Origin of the sequence: Curtobacterium sp. 458 (genome assembly GCF_030406605.1) — a bacterium.
Classification (GTDB): Bacteria; Actinomycetota; Actinomycetes; order Actinomycetales; family Microbacteriaceae; genus Curtobacterium.
Window position 1 is genome coordinate 2,774,703 of record NZ_CP129104.1, and the last position, 18,535, is coordinate 2,793,237.

At 72.1% G+C, this 18,535-nt stretch carries 18 protein-coding genes; 11 read left to right on the forward strand and 7 right to left on the reverse strand.

Annotation, left to right across the window (positions count from 1 at the left end; all coding sequences use genetic code 11):
• Positions 1-80 precede the first annotated feature (80 nt).
• Positions 81-1,835 (reverse strand): maltose alpha-D-glucosyltransferase, encoded by a 1,755-nt coding sequence (gene treS / locus QPJ90_RS13460; RefSeq protein WP_290131686.1) that lies wholly within the window; start codon positions 1,833-1,835, stop codon positions 81-83.
• 153 nt (positions 1,836-1,988) lie between these two features.
• Here treS and QPJ90_RS13465 point away from each other — a divergent pair, with 153 nt between their 5' ends.
• Both QPJ90_RS13465 and QPJ90_RS13470 read left to right on the forward strand, forming a co-directional pair.
• A complete protein-coding gene (locus tag QPJ90_RS13465; RefSeq protein ID WP_290131687.1) occupies positions 1,989-3,026 on the forward strand; it encodes an alpha/beta hydrolase in 1,038 nt (345 codons plus the stop codon).
• Complete coding sequence (locus QPJ90_RS13470) at positions 3,023-4,105, forward strand: glycosyltransferase family 1 protein (RefSeq protein WP_290131688.1); 1,083 nt, start codon at positions 3,023-3,025, stop codon at positions 4,103-4,105. The genes QPJ90_RS13465 and QPJ90_RS13470 overlap by 4 nt, the downstream gene beginning before the upstream one ends.
• A gap of 41 nt (positions 4,106-4,146) precedes the next feature.
• On the opposite strand, the gene QPJ90_RS13475 is transcribed toward QPJ90_RS13470, so the two are convergent.
• The 3 genes from QPJ90_RS13475 to QPJ90_RS13485 form a co-directional block, all read right to left on the reverse strand.
• On the reverse strand, positions 4,147-4,872 hold the full coding sequence (locus QPJ90_RS13475) for a hypothetical protein (RefSeq protein ID WP_290131689.1): 726 nt from the start codon (positions 4,870-4,872) through the stop codon (positions 4,147-4,149).
• 337 nt (positions 4,873-5,209) lie between these two features.
• Positions 5,210-5,848 (reverse strand): histidine phosphatase family protein, encoded by a 639-nt coding sequence (locus QPJ90_RS13480; protein WP_290131690.1) that lies wholly within the window; start codon positions 5,846-5,848, stop codon positions 5,210-5,212.
• A 7-nt stretch (positions 5,849-5,855) separates the two neighbouring features.
• Complete coding sequence (locus QPJ90_RS13485; protein ID WP_290131691.1) at positions 5,856-6,728, reverse strand: Sir2 family NAD-dependent protein deacetylase; 873 nt, start codon at positions 6,726-6,728, stop codon at positions 5,856-5,858.
• 62 nt (positions 6,729-6,790) lie between these two features.
• Here QPJ90_RS13485 and QPJ90_RS13490 point away from each other — a divergent pair, with 62 nt between their 5' ends.
• Both QPJ90_RS13490 and QPJ90_RS13495 read left to right on the forward strand, forming a co-directional pair.
• Positions 6,791-7,606 carry an RNA methyltransferase gene (locus tag QPJ90_RS13490; protein ID WP_290131692.1) on the forward strand — a complete coding sequence of 272 codons (816 nt, stop codon included), beginning with the start codon at positions 6,791-6,793 and terminating at the stop codon, positions 7,604-7,606.
• Between the two features lie 115 nt (positions 7,607-7,721).
• The gene (locus tag QPJ90_RS13495; protein ID WP_290131693.1) at positions 7,722-8,954 is read left to right on the forward strand and encodes a D-alanyl-D-alanine carboxypeptidase; all 1,233 of its coding nucleotides are present in this window, start codon (positions 7,722-7,724) and stop codon (positions 8,952-8,954) included.
• A gap of 71 nt (positions 8,955-9,025) precedes the next feature.
• On the opposite strand, the gene QPJ90_RS13500 is transcribed toward QPJ90_RS13495, so the two are convergent.
• Positions 9,026-9,493: a hypothetical protein gene (locus QPJ90_RS13500; RefSeq protein WP_290131694.1), complete on the reverse strand. Its 468-nt coding sequence runs from the start codon at positions 9,491-9,493 to the stop codon at positions 9,026-9,028.
• Between the two features lie 23 nt (positions 9,494-9,516).
• On the opposite strand from QPJ90_RS13500, the gene QPJ90_RS13505 reads away from it, so the two are divergent.
• Positions 9,517-10,860, forward strand: coding sequence for a serine hydrolase domain-containing protein (locus QPJ90_RS13505; RefSeq protein ID WP_290131695.1), 1,344 nt, complete (start codon positions 9,517-9,519; stop codon positions 10,858-10,860).
• Positions 10,861-10,885: 25 nt separating this feature from the next.
• On the opposite strand, the gene QPJ90_RS13510 is transcribed toward QPJ90_RS13505, so the two are convergent.
• On the reverse strand, positions 10,886-11,695 hold the full coding sequence (locus tag QPJ90_RS13510; protein WP_290131696.1) for an SGNH/GDSL hydrolase family protein: 810 nt from the start codon (positions 11,693-11,695) through the stop codon (positions 10,886-10,888).
• Between the two features lie 23 nt (positions 11,696-11,718).
• Here QPJ90_RS13510 and QPJ90_RS13515 point away from each other — a divergent pair, with 23 nt between their 5' ends.
• The 6 genes from QPJ90_RS13515 (at position 11,719) to QPJ90_RS13540 (ending at position 17,969) form a co-directional block, all read left to right on the forward strand.
• Complete coding sequence (locus QPJ90_RS13515; RefSeq protein WP_290131697.1) at positions 11,719-12,864, forward strand: acyl-CoA dehydrogenase family protein; 1,146 nt, start codon at positions 11,719-11,721, stop codon at positions 12,862-12,864.
• 66 nt (positions 12,865-12,930) lie between these two features.
• Positions 12,931-14,181: a DNA polymerase IV gene (dinB, locus tag QPJ90_RS13520; RefSeq protein ID WP_290131698.1), complete on the forward strand. Its 1,251-nt coding sequence runs from the start codon at positions 12,931-12,933 to the stop codon at positions 14,179-14,181.
• 209 nt (positions 14,182-14,390) lie between these two features.
• Positions 14,391-16,148 carry a DEAD/DEAH box helicase gene (locus tag QPJ90_RS13525; protein WP_290134240.1) on the forward strand — a complete coding sequence of 586 codons (1,758 nt, stop codon included), beginning with the start codon at positions 14,391-14,393 and terminating at the stop codon, positions 16,146-16,148.
• Between the two features lie 7 nt (positions 16,149-16,155).
• Positions 16,156-16,374, forward strand: a complete 219-nt coding sequence (locus QPJ90_RS13530) for a hypothetical protein (RefSeq protein WP_290131699.1) — start codon at positions 16,156-16,158, stop codon at positions 16,372-16,374.
• Between the two features lie 15 nt (positions 16,375-16,389).
• The gene (locus tag QPJ90_RS13535) at positions 16,390-17,130 is read left to right on the forward strand and encodes a DUF2254 family protein (protein ID WP_290131700.1); all 741 of its coding nucleotides are present in this window, start codon (positions 16,390-16,392) and stop codon (positions 17,128-17,130) included.
• Positions 17,130-17,969, forward strand: coding sequence for a formate/nitrite transporter family protein (locus QPJ90_RS13540; protein ID WP_290131701.1), 840 nt, complete (start codon positions 17,130-17,132; stop codon positions 17,967-17,969). Before QPJ90_RS13535 ends, QPJ90_RS13540 begins: the two co-directional genes overlap by 1 nt.
• Before the next feature lie 3 nt (positions 17,970-17,972).
• Here QPJ90_RS13540 and QPJ90_RS13545 read toward each other — a convergent pair whose 3' ends face one another.
• Positions 17,973-18,464, reverse strand: a complete 492-nt coding sequence (locus QPJ90_RS13545) for a GNAT family N-acetyltransferase (protein WP_290131702.1) — start codon at positions 18,462-18,464, stop codon at positions 17,973-17,975.
• Between the last annotated feature and the right edge of the window lie 71 nt (positions 18,465-18,535).

Below are 18,535 nucleotides of genomic sequence, written 5' to 3' on the forward strand. Positions count from 1 at the left end.
CCGCACCGAGCTGGCCCGCGCGACGCGCCGACACGGACGACGTGACCCGCCTGGCGGGGCCGCGCCGTGCCTCCAGGCCGCTACGCCGTCGTCGTGGCGGATGCGGGCGCGGCCGCTGCGGGGGCGACCGCCGGTGCCGCGCCCACGTGCAGCCAGTAGAACGACTGCGTCCCGAGCGTCAGCGTGACGGACCCGTGCTCGTCGAACGACGGGAACACGCTGCCACCGAAGAGGTCGTACAGCGGCCGCCCGGCGTACTCCGGCACCGAGATCGTCACGGACGTCGGGTTCGTGGCGAACGAGAAGACGCAGAGGACGTCCTCCGCCGAGGGTCCGAACTGCTGCCCCGACCCCTCCCACGAGCGCACGAACGCGAGCACGGAGTCGTTCGACGTGTCCTTGACGTCGAGCGTCCCGAGGCCGAACACCGGGTGCGCCTTGCGGACGTGGATGACGTTCCGGACCCAGTGCAGGAGCGAGCGGGACTGCGCGAGCTGCGCCTCGACGTTGACCTGCTGGTAGTTGTAGACGAGCGACTGGACGACGGGCAGGTACAGCTTGCCCGGGTCCGCCGTGGAGAACCCGGCGTTGCGGTCGGGCGTCCACTGCATCGGGGTGCGCGACGAGTCACGGTCCGGCAGCCAGATGTTGTCGCCCATGCCGATCTCGTCGCCGTAGTACAGGAACGGCGACCCCGGCAGAGAGAACAGCAGCGCGTGGATGAGTTCGAGCTCGGCGCGGGAGTTGTCGAGCAGGGGGGCGAGACGGCGCCGGATGCCGATGTTGGAGCGCATCCGCGGGTCGTAGCCGTACCAGCCGTACATCGCCTGGCGGTACTCCTCGCTGACCATCTCGAGGGTGAGCTCGTCGTGGTTCCGGAGGAACACACCCCACGCGGCCGACTCGGGGACGTCGAGCGTCTCGGAGAGGATCGCCTTGAGCTCCGAGGCGTGCTGCGCTCGGAGCGAGTAGAAGATGCGCGGCATCACGGGGAAGTCGAACGCCATGTGGCACTCGGGCTCCTCGTCGGTGCCGAAGAACGCGGCGGTCTCGCGCGGCCACTGGTTCGCCTCGGCGAGGAGGACCCTGCCGGGGTACTCGTCGTCGACCATCGCGCGGAGCTTCTTGATGAACTCGTGGGTCTCCGGCTCGCCCTCGCCGTTGCCGTCCTCGGACTCGAAGAGGTACGGGATCGCGTCGAGCCGTAGCCCGTCGACGCCCATGTCCAGCCAGTGCCGCACGACGTCGTACACGGCCTCGACGACCGCAGGGTTCTCGAAGTTGAGGTCGGGCTGGTGCGAGAAGAACCGGTGGAAGAAGAACTGTCGCCGCACGGGGTCGAACGTCCAGTTCGACTCCTCCGTGTCGACGAAGATGATCCGGATGTTCTCGTACTCCTCGTCGGTGTCGCGCCAGACGTAGAAGTCGCCGTACGGGCCGTCCGGGTCCTCGCGGGACTGCTGGAACCACTCGTGCTGGTCGCTCGTGTGGTTGATCACCATGTCGATGACGATGCGCATGTTGCGCTCGTGCGACTTCGTGACGAGCTCGCGGAAGTCGTCGAGGGTGCCGAACTCGGGCAGGATCGCCTTGTAGTCGGCGATGTCGTACCCGCCGTCGCGCATCGGCGACTGGAAGAACGGCGGCAGCCAGATGGCATCGATGCCGAGCCACTGCAGGTAGTCGAGCTTGCCGATCACGCCCTGGATGTCACCGATGCCGTCACCGTTGGAATCGACGAACGAGCGGATCATGCACTCGTAGAAGACGGAGCGCTTGTACCACTGCGGGTCCAGGGTCAGGCCTGGGAGCTGGATCGGGGCCGTGAACGTCACCCTGGACACGCTAGGCCGCGCGGCTGGCGCTGTCCGCAGGAAGACCGGACGGGAGGCACGGCTCGCCGTCGCGGACGCGTCCCGTCTGCGAGTTCTCCACATCCGGTCGGCGGTGCGGTGGGCGCGCGGGTCGCCTTCCCTAGACTGGCCGGGATGCGCCCGCCCCTGCTCTCCCCGTACCAGTCCCTCATGGCCGCGACCCCGGTCGCGCACCGCGCGGTGCGGATCGACGGGCGGACGACGCACTACTGGGTCTACGGCCCCGAGGACGCCACCCGCACCGTGCTCGCGGTGCACGGGTTCCGGGGCGACCACCACGGTCTCGAGACCATCGCCGCGCACCTGCAGGGCGTCCGCGTGGTCGTGCCGGACCTGCCGGGGTTCGGCGTGTCGGACCCGCTGCCCTCGTCCGACATCGACTCCTACGTCGCATGGCTGACCGGGTTCCACGCGGCGCTCGGCATGGACGAGCAGACGGTCGTCCTCGGGCACTCGTTCGGCTCGATCGTGGTCGCCGCCACCGTCGCGGCGGGCTTGCGCACCCGACTGCTCGTGCTCGTGAACCCGATCGCCGCGCCGGCGTTGCAGGGACCGCGGGCGATCGCGACGGGCGTCGCGATCGGCTACTACAAGGCCGGCGCCGTGCTCCCGAAGCCGGTCGGTCTCGCGCTGCTCCGCAACCCCGCGATCGTCCGCGTGATGAGCATCGCCATGCTCAAGTCGCACGACCGCGACCTCCGGCGCTGGGTGCACGACCAGCACGACCGCTACTTCTCGGCGTTCTCCGACCGCACGAGTGTGCTCGAGGCGTTCCGCACCTCGGTGACCCACGACGTCTCCGAGTACGCCGACCGCATCGACGTCCCGGTGCTGATGATCGCGGCCGAGCACGACGACATCACGGCCGTCCCCGAGCAGCAGGCGCTGGCCGGGCGGCTGGCGGACGCCGAGCTCGTCATCGTCCCCGGTGTCGGGCACCTCGTGCACTACGAGACCCCCGGAGCGGCTGCCTCCGCCGTGCTCCGACGGATGGACGACTCCACGGGCGCGGGGCGCGACGGCGGCCGGCGTCGTCCGCAGCAGCGCCGCGGACGACGGGGCGGCGGCGCGATCGACGCGGCGGCGGCGACGGACGGGGCCGAGCCGACCCGGGCCTCCCGTCCGGACCGACGTGGGGAGCGCGCGTCGTGAGCCGCCTCCGCATCGGCATCGACTGCCGCTACGTCCGCATCGGGCGGCACGACGGCATCTCACGGTTCACCGCCGGGGTCGTCGCACACCTGCCCGACCGGCACGACTACGTCCTCCTGGTGCACGACGTCCGTCAGCTCGAGTCGCTGCCCGACGGCCTGCCGCATGAACTCCTGCCCGCCCCGACCGACGCCGGCGAGCCGTTCGTCTCGCGGCGGGTCAACGCGCTCGGCCTCGACGCGGTGTTCTCGCCGATGCAGACGATGGGGTCCCGTGGGCGCGACTACGCCCTCGTGCTCACCCTGCACGACCTCATCTACTACCGGGACCGGACGCCCCCACGGGAGTTCTCGTGGCTGATCCGGCTGGGGTGGCGAGCCTTCCACCTGTCCTGGGCTCCGCAGCGGTTCCTGCTGAACGGCGCCGACGGCGTGGTGACCGTCTCCGAGACGACCGCCGGCCTCATCCGTGAGCACCGGCTGACGAAGCGACCTGTGACCGTGGCGTACAACGCGGCAGACCCGGCCGAGCGTCGTCCTCCGGACGGGGAGCGGCGCCGGGACCTCGTGTACATGGGGTCGTTCATGCCGTACAAGAACGTGGAGACGCTGGCGGCCGCGCTGCCGCTGCTCGGCGCCGGATGGCGCCTGCACTGCATGTCGCGGGTCTCGGACGCCGATCGTGCCCGTCTGACCCGGATCGCACCCGGCGGATCGCTCGTGTTCCACGACGGCGCGTCCGACGAGACCTACCTGGACGTGCTGCGCACCGCGACCGCCCTCGTGACGGCGTCGTACGACGAGGGCTTCGGCATCCCGCTCGTCGAGGCGATGGGCGTCGGGACCCCGGTCGCGGTGAGCGACATCCCGATCTTCCGGGAGATCGGCGGCAGCGCGGCGGAGTACTTCGACCCGTCCTCGCCGTCGGCGGTCGCGGCGGCGGTGCGTCGGCTCGAAGACCGGTGGGACGACGCCTCTGATCAGTCCGTGGAGCAGGCGGCACGGTTCCGGTGGGCCGACTCCGCCGAGCACGTCGTCGCTGCGGTCGAGCGGGCTGTGGCGGACCGGGCGGCTCGCTGATGGGGTCGCGCCCGTCGGCCGGCCGGCGACACCTCGGCCGGTCAGGCGGGCGGGAGCTCGCTCGTCACCGCGGCTCCTGGGAAGACCCCCTGCGTCGCCTGCCGCGCCTTCGCGAGCACGGCACCGAGGGCTGCTCCACGCCCCGTGGTCTGCACGGTGACCTGCTGGGCCTTCGCGTCGTCGGAGGGCGTCGACGCGACCCAGGCGCACCGCACCGCACGCACCCCGCCGATGGCGTCGACCTGCCTGGCCAGGTCGAGGCGGCGCGCGCTGACCTCGGCGTCGGCCGAGATCCCGACGCGCATCGTGTCGATCGCGACGACCGCGAACACCCGGACGCCGTTCCCGTCCGTCCTCGCCGCGGCCTCGCTGAGCGCGGAGACGAGTGCCGCCTGCGCGGTCTCGTCCAGGCCGTCCTCGGCGGTGGCGACCGAGATGACGTCGTAGCTGGCGAATCCAGTCTTCGTGGTGCGGATACCGTTGACCTTGACCACCCCGTCGACGGCGCCGGCAGCGGTCTCGAACCGGGTGAGCGCTGCGGCTGGCTGGGGGAAGACCCCGCCGACGCCGTTCTGCACGCTGCCGATGATGCTCACGAGCGCGGCCGCGAGGACCCCGGCAGCGAGGACGACACCGCCGGCGACCAGGGCGCCCCGCCGCACGCGCTGGGGGGTGGTCCGGGTCGGCACCGAGGCCGTGTCGGGGCCGAACGCGCGGTCGAGGTCGTCGTCGGGCTCGGCGGGCCACCCGGGTCGTTCGGTGCTCATGCGGTCCCCCTCTCAGGACCTCCCGACCGGGTCGGCGGTTCGAGCGCTCGGCTCGGCCCGGAGTGTCCCGGAGCATAGTCCGGTGGCGGGGAGCGGGTCAGCGGGGCTCGAGGTGATGAGTCTCACGCGGCGCGGCACCGAGTCTCGTGCGGGGCGCCGCCGAGTCTCGTGCGGGGCGCCGCCGAGTCTCGTGCGGGGCGCCGCTGCTCGTGTTCGCGATCGCGAGAGGTGTCGCTGTGCACGAGACTCGGGCTGCCCGCTCGCCCAGCCCGCGAGCCCCGGTCCGCTCGCCCCGGCCTGCTCGCTCGGCCCGCGAGCCGCGCGACCCGCGCGACCGTCAGCTACGGCGCTCGAGGGGGTTCTGGTACTCGAAGGCGTAGCCGCCCGGACCGTCCGACGCGTCGTCGATCGGGTCGTCGAACCGCACGAGCTCGGCGTGGAAGCGCTCCGGGTCCCACCGGAACGAGTGGATCGAGCCGTTCCGGATCGGCGTGCTGTGCCGGTCGGCGGTCCCCGGTGCGGCGGCGTTCACCACGCTCCGGATGACCGCACCGTGCGTGGCGACGACGACGGACGCGCCGTCGTACCGGATCGCGATCTCACCGAGCTGCTCGGTCACACGGGCGAGGAGCGCCGACCGCGACTCACGCCCGGGGACGTCGTCGTGCGGCCACCGCGCGCGGATCTCGACGTCCGTCAGCCCCTCGGCCGCGCCGTAGGACCGCTCCGCCAACCCGGAGTAGGTGTCGGGTGCGGCGAGACCGAGCCGGGCGGCGATGATCGAGCCGGTCTCCCGCGCGCGGGACAGCGGCGACGCCACGACGGCGTCGAAGGCCCTGCGCGCGAGGAGTTCGGCGGCGCCGGCTGCCTGGTCGCGCCCGACGTCGTTGAGCGGGATGTCGGTCGATCCCTGGATGCGGCGCTGCCGGTTCCAGTCGGTCTCGCCGTGGCGGACGAGGGAGAGGTGGGTCGTCACCCGACGATCATCCCAGGCTCCGCGAACCGGCGCCCGAGGCCACCGTGCCGAGGCGCGAGGCGAGCTCGACGAGGGTCTCGGTGGTGCCGGCGTCGAGCTTCACCGCAGCACGGCGGTCGCTCCGCGTCGTGCCGCGGTTCACGATCACCACCGGGTGCTTCCGCCGGACGGCGTGGTCGACGAGACGCACGCCGGAGTTCACCGTCAGGGAGGACCCGACGACGAGCAGCGCGTCCGCGTCGGCGACGATCGACACGGACTCGCGGAACTTCTCGGCGGGGACGAACTCGCCGAAGAACACCACGTCGGGCTTGAGCACCCCACCGCACACCGAGCAGTCGGGCACGACGAAGCGTTCGACGTCGGTGATCTCGACGTCGCCGTCGGGCTGGAGCTGCACGGACCCGGGCTCGTCGATCCACGGGTTCGCCCGGTCGAGCGTGGCCGCGAGGTCCGAGCGCGAGAACACCTGGCCGCACGTCAGGCAGACGGCACGGTCCATCGAGCCGTGGATCTCGACCACCCGCCGCGAGCCGGACCGGAGGTGCAGCCCGTCGACGTTCTGGGTGATGACCCCGGTGACGATCCCCGCTCGTTCGAGTTCGGCGAGCGCGCGGTGCCCGTCGTTCGGCGCAGCCGCCGCGAAGGTCCGCCAGCCGAGGTGCGAGCCGGCCCAGTAGCGCTGCCGCTTCGCCGGGTCGGACCGGAACTCCTGGAACGTCATCGGCTTCCGCACGACGCGGCCCTCGCCCCGGTAGTCGGGGATCCCCGAGTCGGTGCTGAGTCCGGCGCCGGAGAGGACCGCGATGCGCTTGCCGGCGAGCAGCTCGACGGCGCGGTCGAGGTCGGCCGCGGTGCTGTGCTCGTCGCTCGGGGGCATCGTCTCCACGGTACCCTCAACAGCCGACCGTCCCGCGTCCTTCCCTCCCAGAACGGAACCCCGTGCAGCCCGTCCGCATCGACTCGCTCGACGACCCTCGCCTCGACGACTTCGCACGACTCACCGACGTGGCACTCCGACGTGTGACCGAGCCGGAGGGCGGGCTCTACATCGCCGAGTCCAACACCGTGATCGAGCGTGCGATCCGGGCCGGACACGTCCCGCGGAGTGTGCTCGTGCAGGAGAAGTGGCTCGACGACGTCCTGCCCCTCGTCGCGGAGCACGACGGTCCGGTCTTCGTGGGTCCGGACGCACTGCTCGAGGAACTCACCGGGTTCCGGATGCACCGTGGTGCCATCGCCGCGATGCACCGGCCCGAGCTGCCGACGGTCGCGGAGGTCGTCCGTGGCGCGGAGCTCGTCGTCGTCCTCGAGGACATCGTCGACCACACGAACGTCGGCGCGGTGTTCCGGAGCGTCGCTGGCCTCGGCGCGGACGCCGTGCTCGTCAGCCCGCGCTGCGCCGACCCGCTGTACCGCCGCAGCGTCCGGGTCAGCATGGGCACCGTGCTGCAGGTGCCGTGGACGCGCATCGGCGAGTGGCCCGCCGCCGGGGAGGAACTCCGCGACCAGGGCTTCCACCTGGCCGCGATGGCGCTCACGGACCGCTCGGTCGACCTCGACCGGTTCGTCGCCGACGTCCCGGAGCGGGTCGCCCTCGTGATGGGCACGGAGGGCCAGGGGCTCACCGACCGGGCGATCGCGGCCGCGGACACGACGGTGCGGATCCCGATGTCGCACGGCGTCGACTCGCTCAACGTGGCCGCGGCGAGCGCCGTCGGCCTGTGGGCCGTCGCGCACGCGCAGCGGGCGCGCTGACCCGGCGGCGACCTGCGCGGGGCGCGCGACCCTGCCTGGAGGCACGACTCGCGTTCTCCACAGCCGGTGCGTCCTCGCAGGGCCCGCCCGCGCCTCCCGGCTAGGCTCCTTGGCTGTGCCACGAGTCGTCCGCCGCCCCCGCTCCGCCGTCCGGCGGCCCGTGACGATCAGCGTGGTCGCGGTGCTCGTCCTCGCCGTCGGGTACCTCGTGGCCGCGGCCGTCGTGCCGTTCGCCCCGGCGAGCGCAGCGACGACGACCTACTCGGCGCCGACGTCCACCGTGCCCGACCTCACCTTCCCGGGCTACGGCGCCACCGCGGTCGAGGCGACGGACTTCCCGGAGAGCCTGCGCACGAGCGGCGACCGCGAGCAACGGTCGATCGCGAGCATCACGAAGGTGGTGACCGCGCTGGTCGTGCTCGAGGAGAAGCCCCTGGAGCCGGGGGAGCGCGGACCGACGATCCGCTTCACGAAGCAGATGCAGGGGCTGTACGCGACGTACCTCGCGAAGAACGGCGAGGTCGCACCGATGCCCGACGGCCTCCGGCTGTCCGAGTACCAGACGTTCCAGGTCATGCTCATGAAGTCGGCGAACAACTACGCGGGGTCGCTCGCGCTGTGGGCGTTCGGGTCCATGGACGCCTACGAGAAGGCTGCGGGCACGTGGCTCGACGAGCACGGCCTCGACGACACGGTGATCCACGAACCGACGGGCCTCGACCCGCGGAACCGTTCGACGGCGACGGACCTGGTCGACCTCGGGCAGCTCGCCCTCGCGAACCCGGTGGTCAAGGAGATCGTCGGCACGAAGCAGGTCACCGTGCCGGGCGCCGGCGAGATCGAGAACTCGAACAAGCTGCTGGGTCTGGACGGGGTCGAGGGCATCAAGACCGGCACCCTCGACGAGGCCGGTGCGTGCCTCCTGTTCGCGGCGACCTACGAGCGGGGCGGCCGGCAGGTCACGGTCGTCGGGGCGATGCTCGGCGGCGTCGACCATGACTCCCTGGACGACGACGTGCAGCGGCTGCTGCGGTCCGTGGCCGACAACTTCCAGCTCGTGACGCTCACGCACGAGGGACAGACCTTCGGTACCTACAGCACGCCGTGGCAGGACGGGGCGGACGCGGTCGCGGCGAAGGCGTCCGAGGTCTTGGTGTGGGGGAAGAGCACGGTCACGGCGAAGACGCACCTCGACCCGGTGACGGTCGGCGACCGCGGGGAGCGGGTGGGTCGGGTGCGGTTCACGATCTCGGACCACGCCGCGGTGACCGTGCCGCTCGAGCTCGACCGATCGATCACCGACCCCGGCGTCTGGTGGCGCTGGACGAACCCGTTCCAGGGCACCTGAGCCGTCAGGAGTCCGGGCCGGGCAGGAGTCCGGGCTGGTCAGGAAATCGGGCCGGTCAGGTGATCGGGCCGTCAGGAGCCCAGGTCGGTCCGGACGTGGAGCATCCACGCGGTCTCCCGGGTGCTGTGGAACCCGGCGAAGCCGATCATCTCGACGCCCGACCGCTCCGACGTCGAGAGGCGGAACCGGTACCGGCCGTCCGCGCACGCGACCGGCGACGGGAGGCCGACCGATCGCGTGGTGGAGCCGGCGCGGATCGTGAGCGCACCCTCGATGCGAGCGTCGCCGAAGCACGCGAGCTCCACGGATCGGATGCGGGTGGGCGACGGGAAGGTGGTCGACACCTGTGGCTTCGCGATGCTCGTCGGCGCGTCACCACCGGCGTCGACGCGGGCGAAGAGCAGCGTGTCCTCGTCCGACGCCCGCTCGCGCACCTCCCACCGGTGCAGCGCCGCCTCGTCGATCGGTGGCGGCCCGCTGCACCCGGCGAGCAGGCCGGCCAGCGCGACGACAACGAGGGCGGGGAAGACGGGACGCACCCGATGAGGCTAGCGTCGACCTCGTGACGACGACGTTCCCGCGCAGCTCCCCGTCCGCCCTCGGCATCGACGCACGCGGGGTCTCCGCGTTCCTCGACGCCCTCGAGTCGACGCCCGACGTCGAGCCGCACTCGTTCCTGCTGCTCCGGCACGGCCAGGTCGCCGCAGAGGGCACCTGGGACCCGTACCGCGCCGACTCCGTGCACCTGCTGTACTCGCTGAGCAAGAGCTTCACCGCCGCCGGGGTCGGCATCGCCGTCCGCGCGGGCCTGATCGACCTCGACGCGACCGTGCTGTCGTACTTCCCGGAGCTCGACGCCGAGGTCACGGACGAGCGCAGCCGTCGGATCCTGGTGCGGCACGTCCTGGCGATGGCGAGCGGCCACCGCGAGGAGACGCTCGAGCGTGCGCGGGCCATCGACCCGACGGACATCGTTCGGGGCTTCCTGCTGCTGCCGCCCGACGAGGAGCCCGGCTCGGTCTTCGCGTACAACCAGCCGTGCACCTACACGCTCGCGGAGATCGTCCGCCGCGTCTCGGGTGGCTCGCTCGTGGACTGGTTGCGGCCGCGGCTCCTGGACCCCCTCGGCATCACCGACTTCGCCTGGAAGCGGGACGAGCAGGGCAACGAGCTCGGCTTCAGCGGCTGCTACGCACCGGTCGAGGCCGTCGCGAAGCTCGGTCAGCTCTACCTCCAGCGCGGCGTGTGGGACGGGCAGCGCATCCTCGACGAGGACTGGGTCGACGCCGCAATGCGCGTCCAGGTCGAGAACCCGCAGGAGGAGAACCCCGACTGGAGCCAGGGGTACGGCTTCCAGTTCTGGATGGCACGGCACGGGTTCCGCGGCGACGGCGCCTACGGGCAGTTCTGCGTCGTCCTGCCGGAGCAGGACGTCGTGCTCGCGCTGACCGGGCAGAGCCTCGACATGCAGGCGGTCCTCGACGCGGCCTGGAAGCACCTGCTGCCCGCCGTCGACGGGGCGTCGGTGGACGCGGGCGCGGACACCGGCCTGGAGGCACGGATCGCCTCGCTCGCTCTGCCCCCGGTCGCGGGTGAGCGGCTCCCGGACGCCGCTGCCCACGGTCCGCTGCACCGCGACGGTGCCGCGTGGCGCCTCGAGCTCGACGTCGAGGGCGGGCACCTGTCCGTCCCGGTCGGCGAGGGCGCGTGGGCGGTCGAGGGGCCGCTCGCCGGCAGCGCCGCGCTGGTCGACGACGGCGCAGCGGTGCTCGTCACCGTGCGGTTCGTCGAGACCCCGCACGCGGCGCACGTCCGGATCGCGACGGACTCGGGCGACGCGACGTTCGACTGGGTGACGCAGCCGCTGCACGACGGTCCGACGACGCTCCGGCGGCCCGCAGCCTGACGCGCGGTCGACCGACCGACCGAGGCTACGGCGTGTCGGAGCGGTGCTCCACGACGTCCTGGAGCTCGGGGCGCTTGGGGGAGACGCCGTCGCCCGAGGACGTGTGCTTGATGCGCCGGACCACCCAGGGGACGAGGTACTCCTTCGCCCACCCGAGGTCCTCGACGCGGGCTTCGCGCCAGGGGCGAGACTCGAGCGGCTCCGGGGCGAACGGCGCGAGCCCGTGGTCGACGCCGAGCGTGTCGAGGACGGCGGCGGCGACGGTGGCGTGACCGGTCGGGGAGTGGTGCAGCCGGTCCGGTGCCCACATCCTCGGGTCGCGGAGCACCCGGAGCGCCCACATGTCGGCGACGAGTGCGCCGTGCTTCAGGGCGATCGCGTGCAGGTTCTCGTTGTAGATCGCCGTCTTGCCTCGGACCATGCCGAGCACCGGCGTCATCCCGACGTCCGGCCCGGTGAAGAGCACCACTGTCGCGCCGTCGCTGCGGAGCCGCTCGACCATGCCGTCGACCTTCGCCGCGAGGTCGTCCGGGTCCGTGCCGGGGCGGATGATGTCGTTGCCGCCGGCCGACACCGTGACGAGGTCGGGTCGGAGCGCGAGCGCGGGCTCGACCTGCTCGTCGATGATCTGCTGGAGCAGGCGACCGCGGATCGCGAGGTTGGCGTAGGCGAAGTCGCCGGCACCGTTCGCGTCCGCCTGGTGCGCGAGGACCTCGGCGACCCGGTCCGCCCAGCCCCGGTTGCCTCCGGGCACGGTGGGGTCCGGGTCACCGATCCCCTCGGTGAACGAGTCACCGATCGCGACGTACCTGGACCAGGGATGACGTTCTGACACGCATCGGACCCTAGTCTCGTGGCATGAGCACGGCCAACCCGATCCCCGCGGACCTCCTCGCGCGCATCGCTGCCCGGGCCCCCGGGTACGACGCCGCGAACGCCTTCTGCGCCGAGGACCTCGACGAGCTGCGCGCGGCCGGGTACCTGCGGCTCGGCGTCCCCGTCGAGCAGGGCGGCCAGGACCTCGGGCTGCGCGCCACGGCCGCGGTCCAGCGGACCCTCGCGACGGCTGCGCCGGCGACGGCGCTCGGGCTGGGCATGCACCAGGTGTGGGTGCAGGCGGCCCGCAGCGTGCGCGCACGGGGCGGGTCGTTCCTCCAGGTCGTCACCGACCACGCGGCGGACGACCACCTGCTCGCGTTCGGGGTGAGCGAGCCGGGCAACGACGCCGTGCTCTTCGACTCGCTGACGGCGGCGGAGCCGGACGGCGACGGCGGCTACCGGTTCACGGGGACGAAGGTCTCCACCTCGCTCGCGCCGGCGTGGGACGTCCTGAGCGTCTTCGGGAAGGACACCTCCGGCGCGGAGCCGGTGCTCGTGCACGGCTTCACGGTCCGTGCGGACGGCGGTGTGACGCACCGGGACGACTGGGACACGCTCGGCATGCGGGCGACGCAGAGCCGCACGACCCTCCTCGAGGGTGTGCACGTGCCGGCGGAGCGGATCGTGCGGGTCCTGCCGGTCGGACCGAACCAGGACCCCCTGGTGTTCGGGGTGTTCGCCGCCTTCGAACTGCTCGTGGCGTCGGTGTACGTGGGGATCGCCGAGCGCGCGGTCGAGCTGGCGGTCGCGGCCGTCCGTGACCGGACCGCCCTCGACGGCACGCCCCGGTCGGACGACCCTGACGTCCGCCGCGCCCTGGCCGACGCGCAGGGAGCGGTCGACGCGGTCGCCCTGCAGGTCGACGCGCTCGCTCGTGACGTCGACGAACTCGTCGACCACGGACCCCGGTGGTTCCCGCTGCTCGTCGGGACGAAGGCGCGCACGACGGACACGGCGCAGCACGTCGTGGACGAGGCGATGCGCGTGGTCGGTGGTTCCGCCTACCGTGCGGGGAGCGAGCTCGCACGACTCGCGCGCGACGTCCGCGCCGGGCAGTACCACCCGTCGTCGCGCGACTCGGCGGCCCGGACGATCGCGGCGGCGCTGCTCGGTCCGGCGCGCTGAGGGGTCCACTGCGGCGGTGCGTCCTGATGGGACGTCGATGTCGGTGGCGGGTGGCATCATCGCCCTGTGAGCAAGCAGGACGGACGCAACCGGCTCGTCTCCGACGTACCCGTCGACGACGTCACCGCCACCGTGCTGCACGTCGACATGGACGCCTTCTTCGCGTCCGTCGAGCTGCTCGACCGTCCGGACCTCGTCGGTCTCCCGGTCATCGTCGGGCACGACTCGGACCGCTCCGTCGTGACCGCCGCCACGTACGAGGCCCGTCGCTACGGCGTGAACTCCGCGATGCCGATGGCCGTCGCCAAGCGCCGGTGCCCGAACGCCGTGATCGTCGAGCCGCACTTCGAGAAGTACCGCGAGCAATCCGCCGCCGTGATGAGCGTGTTCGACCGCTTCACCCCGCGCGTCGAGCGACTCGGCATCGACGAGGCGTTCCTCGACGTCGCCGGGGCGCTCCGGCTCTACGGCACGCCCTGGCAGATCGGCGCGGCCATCCGCCGTGCGGTGTTCGAGCAGACCGGGCTGCACTGCTCGGTGGGCGCCGCGTCGACCAAGTTCGTGGCGAAGCTCGCATCGAGCCGCGCCAAGCCGGACGGCCTGCTCGTCGTCCCCGCTGCCGAGACCGTCGCGTTCCTCCACCCGCAGCCGGTGTCCGCGCTCTGGGGCGTGGGCGGCAAGACGCAGGAGACCCTCGAACGTCGGGGCATCCGGACCGTGGGCGACCTCGCGACGGCCCCGCTGCCGTCGCTCGTCGCCGCGCTCGGGCCCACCGGCGGTCAGCGGCTCCACGACCTCTCCTGGGGGCGTGACCCTCGGACGGTCGAGTCCGGCGTCGGTGAGAAGTCGATCGGGCACGAGGTCACGTTCGGCCGCGACCTCACGGAGCGTGACGACGTCGCCCGCGAGCTCCTCCGACTGGCCGACAAGGTGGCCGTGCGACTCCGCCGCGCCGACGTCCAGGCACGGACGGTCGCGCTCAAGGTCCGCTACACCGACTTCACCACGCTCACCCGGTCCCGCACCCTGGCCGAACCGACCGACGTCGCGAAACGCATCCACCGCGAAGCCGTCGAGCTGTACGACGTCCTGCACCGACCGGGCAACCGGATCCGGCTCATCGGCGTCCGCGGTGAGAACCTCGTGCCGGCGGCCGCGAGCAACGCCCTCTGGGACGACGACGCGCCGTGGCGGGAGACCGAGACGACGGTCGACGCGGTCGCCGCACGGTTCGGAGCGGGCGTGCTGCGACCGGCCTCGCTGGTGCGGAACGCGCCCGAGCAGCGCGCCCCGCACGCTCGGCAGGACCCTGCGTGACGGTAGAATCACGTGCAGTGAGCGCAGCGGAGTACGACAACCAGCAGCAGCCCGCCACGCTGTGGGGCGACGCGTCGGCAACGCCGGACGCGCACGTCGCGAGCGACCTCGACGCCGCATCGGCCACCCCGCCCGAGGGTGCTCCGGCCCGCCCGCACGACGAGGCAGCCGCGCAGGCGGAAGCCGCCGGCAACGCCGCAGCCGAACACCTGTCGCCCGCGTTCCCGGACCGCGCAGCGTGGGGCACGGCGTCCAAGCTCCGTGCCTGGCAGGTCGAGGCGCTCACGAAGTACTTCGAAACCGAGCCACGCGACTTCCTCGCCGCGGCGACCCCCGGTGCCGGCAAGACGACGTTCGCACTCCGGCTCGCCACCGAGCTGCTCGCCCGCGGCACGGTCGACCGGATCGTCGTGGTCGCCCCCACCGAGCACCTCAAGCGGCAGTGGGCGGACTCCGCCGACCGCGTCGGCATCCGCATCGACCCGATGTTCAAGAACGGCGACGGGATGTTCGGCCGGCACTACCAGGGCGTGGCGATCACCTACGCCCAGGTCGGCATGAACCCCGAGGTCCACCAGCGCATCACCGCAGGCGGCAAGACGCTCGTGATCCTCGACGAGGTCCACCACGGCGGGGACGCCCTCACCTGGGGCGACGGCATCCGGGAGGCCTTCACCAAGGCCACGCGTCGACTCTCGCTCTCGGGCACGCCGTTCCGGTCCGACACCGCACCGATCCCGTTCGTGCAGTACGCCCCCGACGAGCAGGGCATCCGGACGTCGATCTCCGACTACAACTACGGCTACGGGCGGGCGCTCAAGGACGGCGTCGTCCGCCCCGTCCTCTTCATGGCGTACGCCGGACAGATGCGCTGGAAGACCCGCATGGGCGACGAGATGTCGGCGTCGCTCGGCGAGCAGGTGACGAAGGACATCACCGCGCAGGCGTGGCGGACCGCGCTCTCACCCGAGGGCGAGTGGATGCCCGCGGTGCTCACCGCCGCTGACAAGCGCCTGACCGAGGTACGGCGCGGTGTCCCGGACGCCGGCGGTCTGGTGATCGCGACCGACACCACCACGGCGCGGGCGTACGCGCGGATGCTCACGCAGATCACAGGGGAGCGGCCGACCGTCGTGCTCTCCGACGAGGCCGCGGCGTCCGAACGCATCGGCGCCTTCGCCGAGGGCGATTCGCGCTGGATGGTCGCCGTCCGCATGGTCTCCGAGGGCGTGGACGTGCCCCGGCTCTGCGTCGGCGTGTACGCCACGAGTGCGAGCACGCCGCTCTTCTTCGCGCAGGTGATCGGCCGCTTCGTGCGCGCCCGACGCCGCGGCGAGACCGCCTCGGTGTTCCTGCCGAGCGTCCCCGGACTGATGGCCCTCGCGGCCTCCCTCGAGCTCGAACGCGACCACGCCCTCGACCGCCCGAAGGACGCCGACGACGGGATGTACAACCCCGAGGACGCGATGGTCGCGGAGGCCAACCGCGAGGACCGCGCCTCGGAGAGCCTGCTCGAGGTGCAGCCGTTCGAGGCCCTCGACTCGCAGGCCTCCTTCGACCGGGTGCTCTACGACGGCGGCGAGTTCGGCTCCGGAGGCGAGGTCGGTTCCCTCGAGGAGCTCGACTTCATCGGCATCCCCGGGCTGCTCGAACCGGACCAGGTGCGCGACCTCCTCCGGGCACGGCAGGCGTCGCAGGCGAAGCGTTCCAAGAGCCGCACCGTCAAGGACGGCTCGCCGAAGCCGAAGCCGGACGAGAACCGCCCGATGTACCTGACCCTCAAGGAGCAGCGCACCGAGCTCGCACGACTCGTGTCGATCTGGTCGCGCCACTCCAACGAGCCGCACGGCGCGATCCACGCCGAACTGCGGCGGATCAGCGGCGGCCCGGCCGTGGCGCAGGCGAGTGTCGAGCAGATCCAGAAGCGCATCGACGTGTTGCGCTCCCGGATCGGCGGACGACGGTGAGCGACCGGTGATCGAGCCCGTCGACGACCGGACGTGGCTCGTCAAGCGCGACGCGGAGTCCTCGCCCGAGGCCATCATCGACCGCTTCGGTGGGGGCTACCGGCTGCGTCGCTTCTCCCTGACGGAGTCCCGGCGGACGCAGCACGGGGTCTTCATGGGTCCCGAACTCGCCGAGACCGCGTGGTGGCGGCTCCGCGACCGTCGCAGCGACCACCGTCACGGCTGAGCAGCGCGACGAGCTGTGCGGCGCGGCGATCCGTCGGGTGCGCCGCTCGGCACCTCGCCTCAGCGGACCGTCCGGACCGAACGCTCGACCTGCCCGAACGACGACAGTGACGACGTCCTCGGACGGGCCAGGTCAGGCGGCTCCGTACAGTCCGTGCAGTGGGAGCAGCTGGTCGCGTGGGCGGCGAACAACGACGTCCGGATCGACGTCGTCGCGATACCGGGAACCTCCGTGATCGCGGGGGACCCGGTACTCCGGATCACCGGCTCCGGCCCGGTCCGCGATGACACGGACGACTCGCGGTTTGCCGGCCTCCTGAAGTCCTCCGTGGTGTTCGGTGCGGCCCGCACCCCGCACCAGGACATCGACTTCGCGCTGCAGCAGCTCGTCGAGATCGGCGTCCGTGGGCTCGCATCGGGAACGAACGACCCCTGCACGGCGGTGAATGCGCTCGAATTGTCGGCGACGGCGCTCGTCCCGCTCTGGGGGAGCCGGACCGCGATCACGGCCTACACCGACGACGACGGCACCGTCCGTGTCACGCCGCACTGGCCGTCGCCGAGACCCTCGTCGACGGCGTCTTCGACGTGTTCACCCACGGGAGCGAAGAGCCGATCGTCCTGGCCGCGGCCCGCCGTCTCGCAGAGCGCCTCGAGGAGGTCGCACCGGAGGAACGCCGGGCACACATCTGGCCCGTCGTCGAGCGAGTGCGGTCCGAGGCGGCTTGACACCGACAGGGGGCTAGCGTCCGGATGATGACCGACGATCGGCGCCGCGAAGTCGGCAAGAGTGACGCTCCTGTCGAGGACGAGATCCACGAGTCCTTCGAGGCCGTGGTCGAGGAGGGCGCCGAACGGCTCCAGCGGACAACGCGGGTCGTGCTGGCCACCGGGTTCGCCGGCGGACTGGAGATCGGCCTCGGCGTGATGGCGTACCTCGCCGTCCTGCACGCGACCGGCGACCACCTCCTGGCAGGGCTGGCGTTCGGCGTCGGGCTCGTCGCGCTCTACCTGGCGCACAGTGAACTCTTCACGGAGAACTTCCTGATGCCGATCGTCGCCCTCGTGGCGCGTGAAGGCACGGTCGGCCAGCTGCTCCGGCTCTGGGCGGGCACGCTCGTGGCCAACCTCGCGGGCGGGTGGGTCTTCATGTGGCTCGTCGTGCAGGCGTTCCCGCAGTGGCACGACGAGCTCGAGGAGTCCGCGCGGCACTACGTCGACGCACCGTTCGGGCTGCAGGTCGCGGTGCTCGCCGTCCTCGGAGGCAGCACGATCACGTTGGTGACGCGCATGCAACAGGGCACCGACTCGGACCCGGCGAAGATCGTCGCCGCCGTGATCGGCGGGTTCCTGCTGTCCGGGCTCCAGCTCTTCCACTCGATCCTCGACTCCCTGCTCGTCTTCGGGGCGATCCAGGCCGGTGCGTCGATCACCTACGGACAGTGGCTCGGATGGTTCGGGTACACCCTGCTGTTCAACGTGATCGGGGGTGTCGTCCTCGTCACCGCCCTCCGCCTCGTCCGGTCAGCAGACCTGCTGCAGCACCGACGCCGCGAAGCCCCGGTCGAGCCCGGCCGCTCGTCCGACGAGCAGTGACCGTCAGCGGACCATCCGGACCGACCGCTCGATCGGTCCGAACGACGACGTCGCGCCGTCCGCGGTGAACCCGTTGCGGCGGTAGAACGCCTGCGCCCGCGGGTTGTCCTCGGCCACCCACAGCGACGCCGAACGGTGCCCCAGCGCCGCGTCCAGCAACGCTTGGCCGGCTCCGGACCCGTGTGCGCGGGCGAGGACGTAGAGCATCGTGAGCTCCTCCGGCCGCACCGGCTGCTCGCCGTCCGACGGGGGAGTCGCGTGCGTCCCGGCGAAACCGACCAGGTCGTCGCCGTCGAGGGCGACGACCGTGTCGTACGTGTGCTCGGTCAGGTTCGTGCGCCACATCGCGATGCGGGGTTCGACCGCGAACCACGGACTGTGGTCGGGGTCCTCGACGAAGCGCCCGTACGTCTCCCGCCATGACGTGGCGTGCACGAACGCGATGCGCTCCGCGTCCTCGAGCACGGCGGGCCGGACGGTGATCGAGGCGGTCATGCCCCGACCGTACCGATCCGCCGAGCGACGACCCCGCGGGCGGACGGCGCGGCTTGGTGACGCCACCAGGG

Excerpts from the sequence above, each read along its gene's own strand:
- QPJ90_RS13545 (WP_290131702.1), bottom strand. The coding sequence starts at position 18,464 with ATGACCGCCTCGATCACCGTCCGGCCCGCCGTGCTCGAGGACGCGGAG.
- QPJ90_RS13540 (WP_290131701.1), top strand. The coding sequence starts at position 17,130 with ATGACCGACGATCGGCGCCGCGAAGTCGGCAAGAGTGACGCTCCTGTC.
- QPJ90_RS13485 (WP_290131691.1), bottom strand. The coding sequence starts at position 6,728 with ATGCCCCCGAGCGACGAGCACAGCACCGCGGCCGACCTCGACCGCGCC.
- QPJ90_RS13515 (WP_290131697.1), top strand. The coding sequence starts at position 11,719 with ATGAGCACGGCCAACCCGATCCCCGCGGACCTCCTCGCGCGCATCGCT.
- QPJ90_RS13465 (WP_290131687.1), top strand. The coding sequence starts at position 1,989 with ATGCGCCCGCCCCTGCTCTCCCCGTACCAGTCCCTCATGGCCGCGACC.
- QPJ90_RS13475 (WP_290131689.1), bottom strand. The coding sequence starts at position 4,872 with ATGAGCACCGAACGACCCGGGTGGCCCGCCGAGCCCGACGACGACCTC.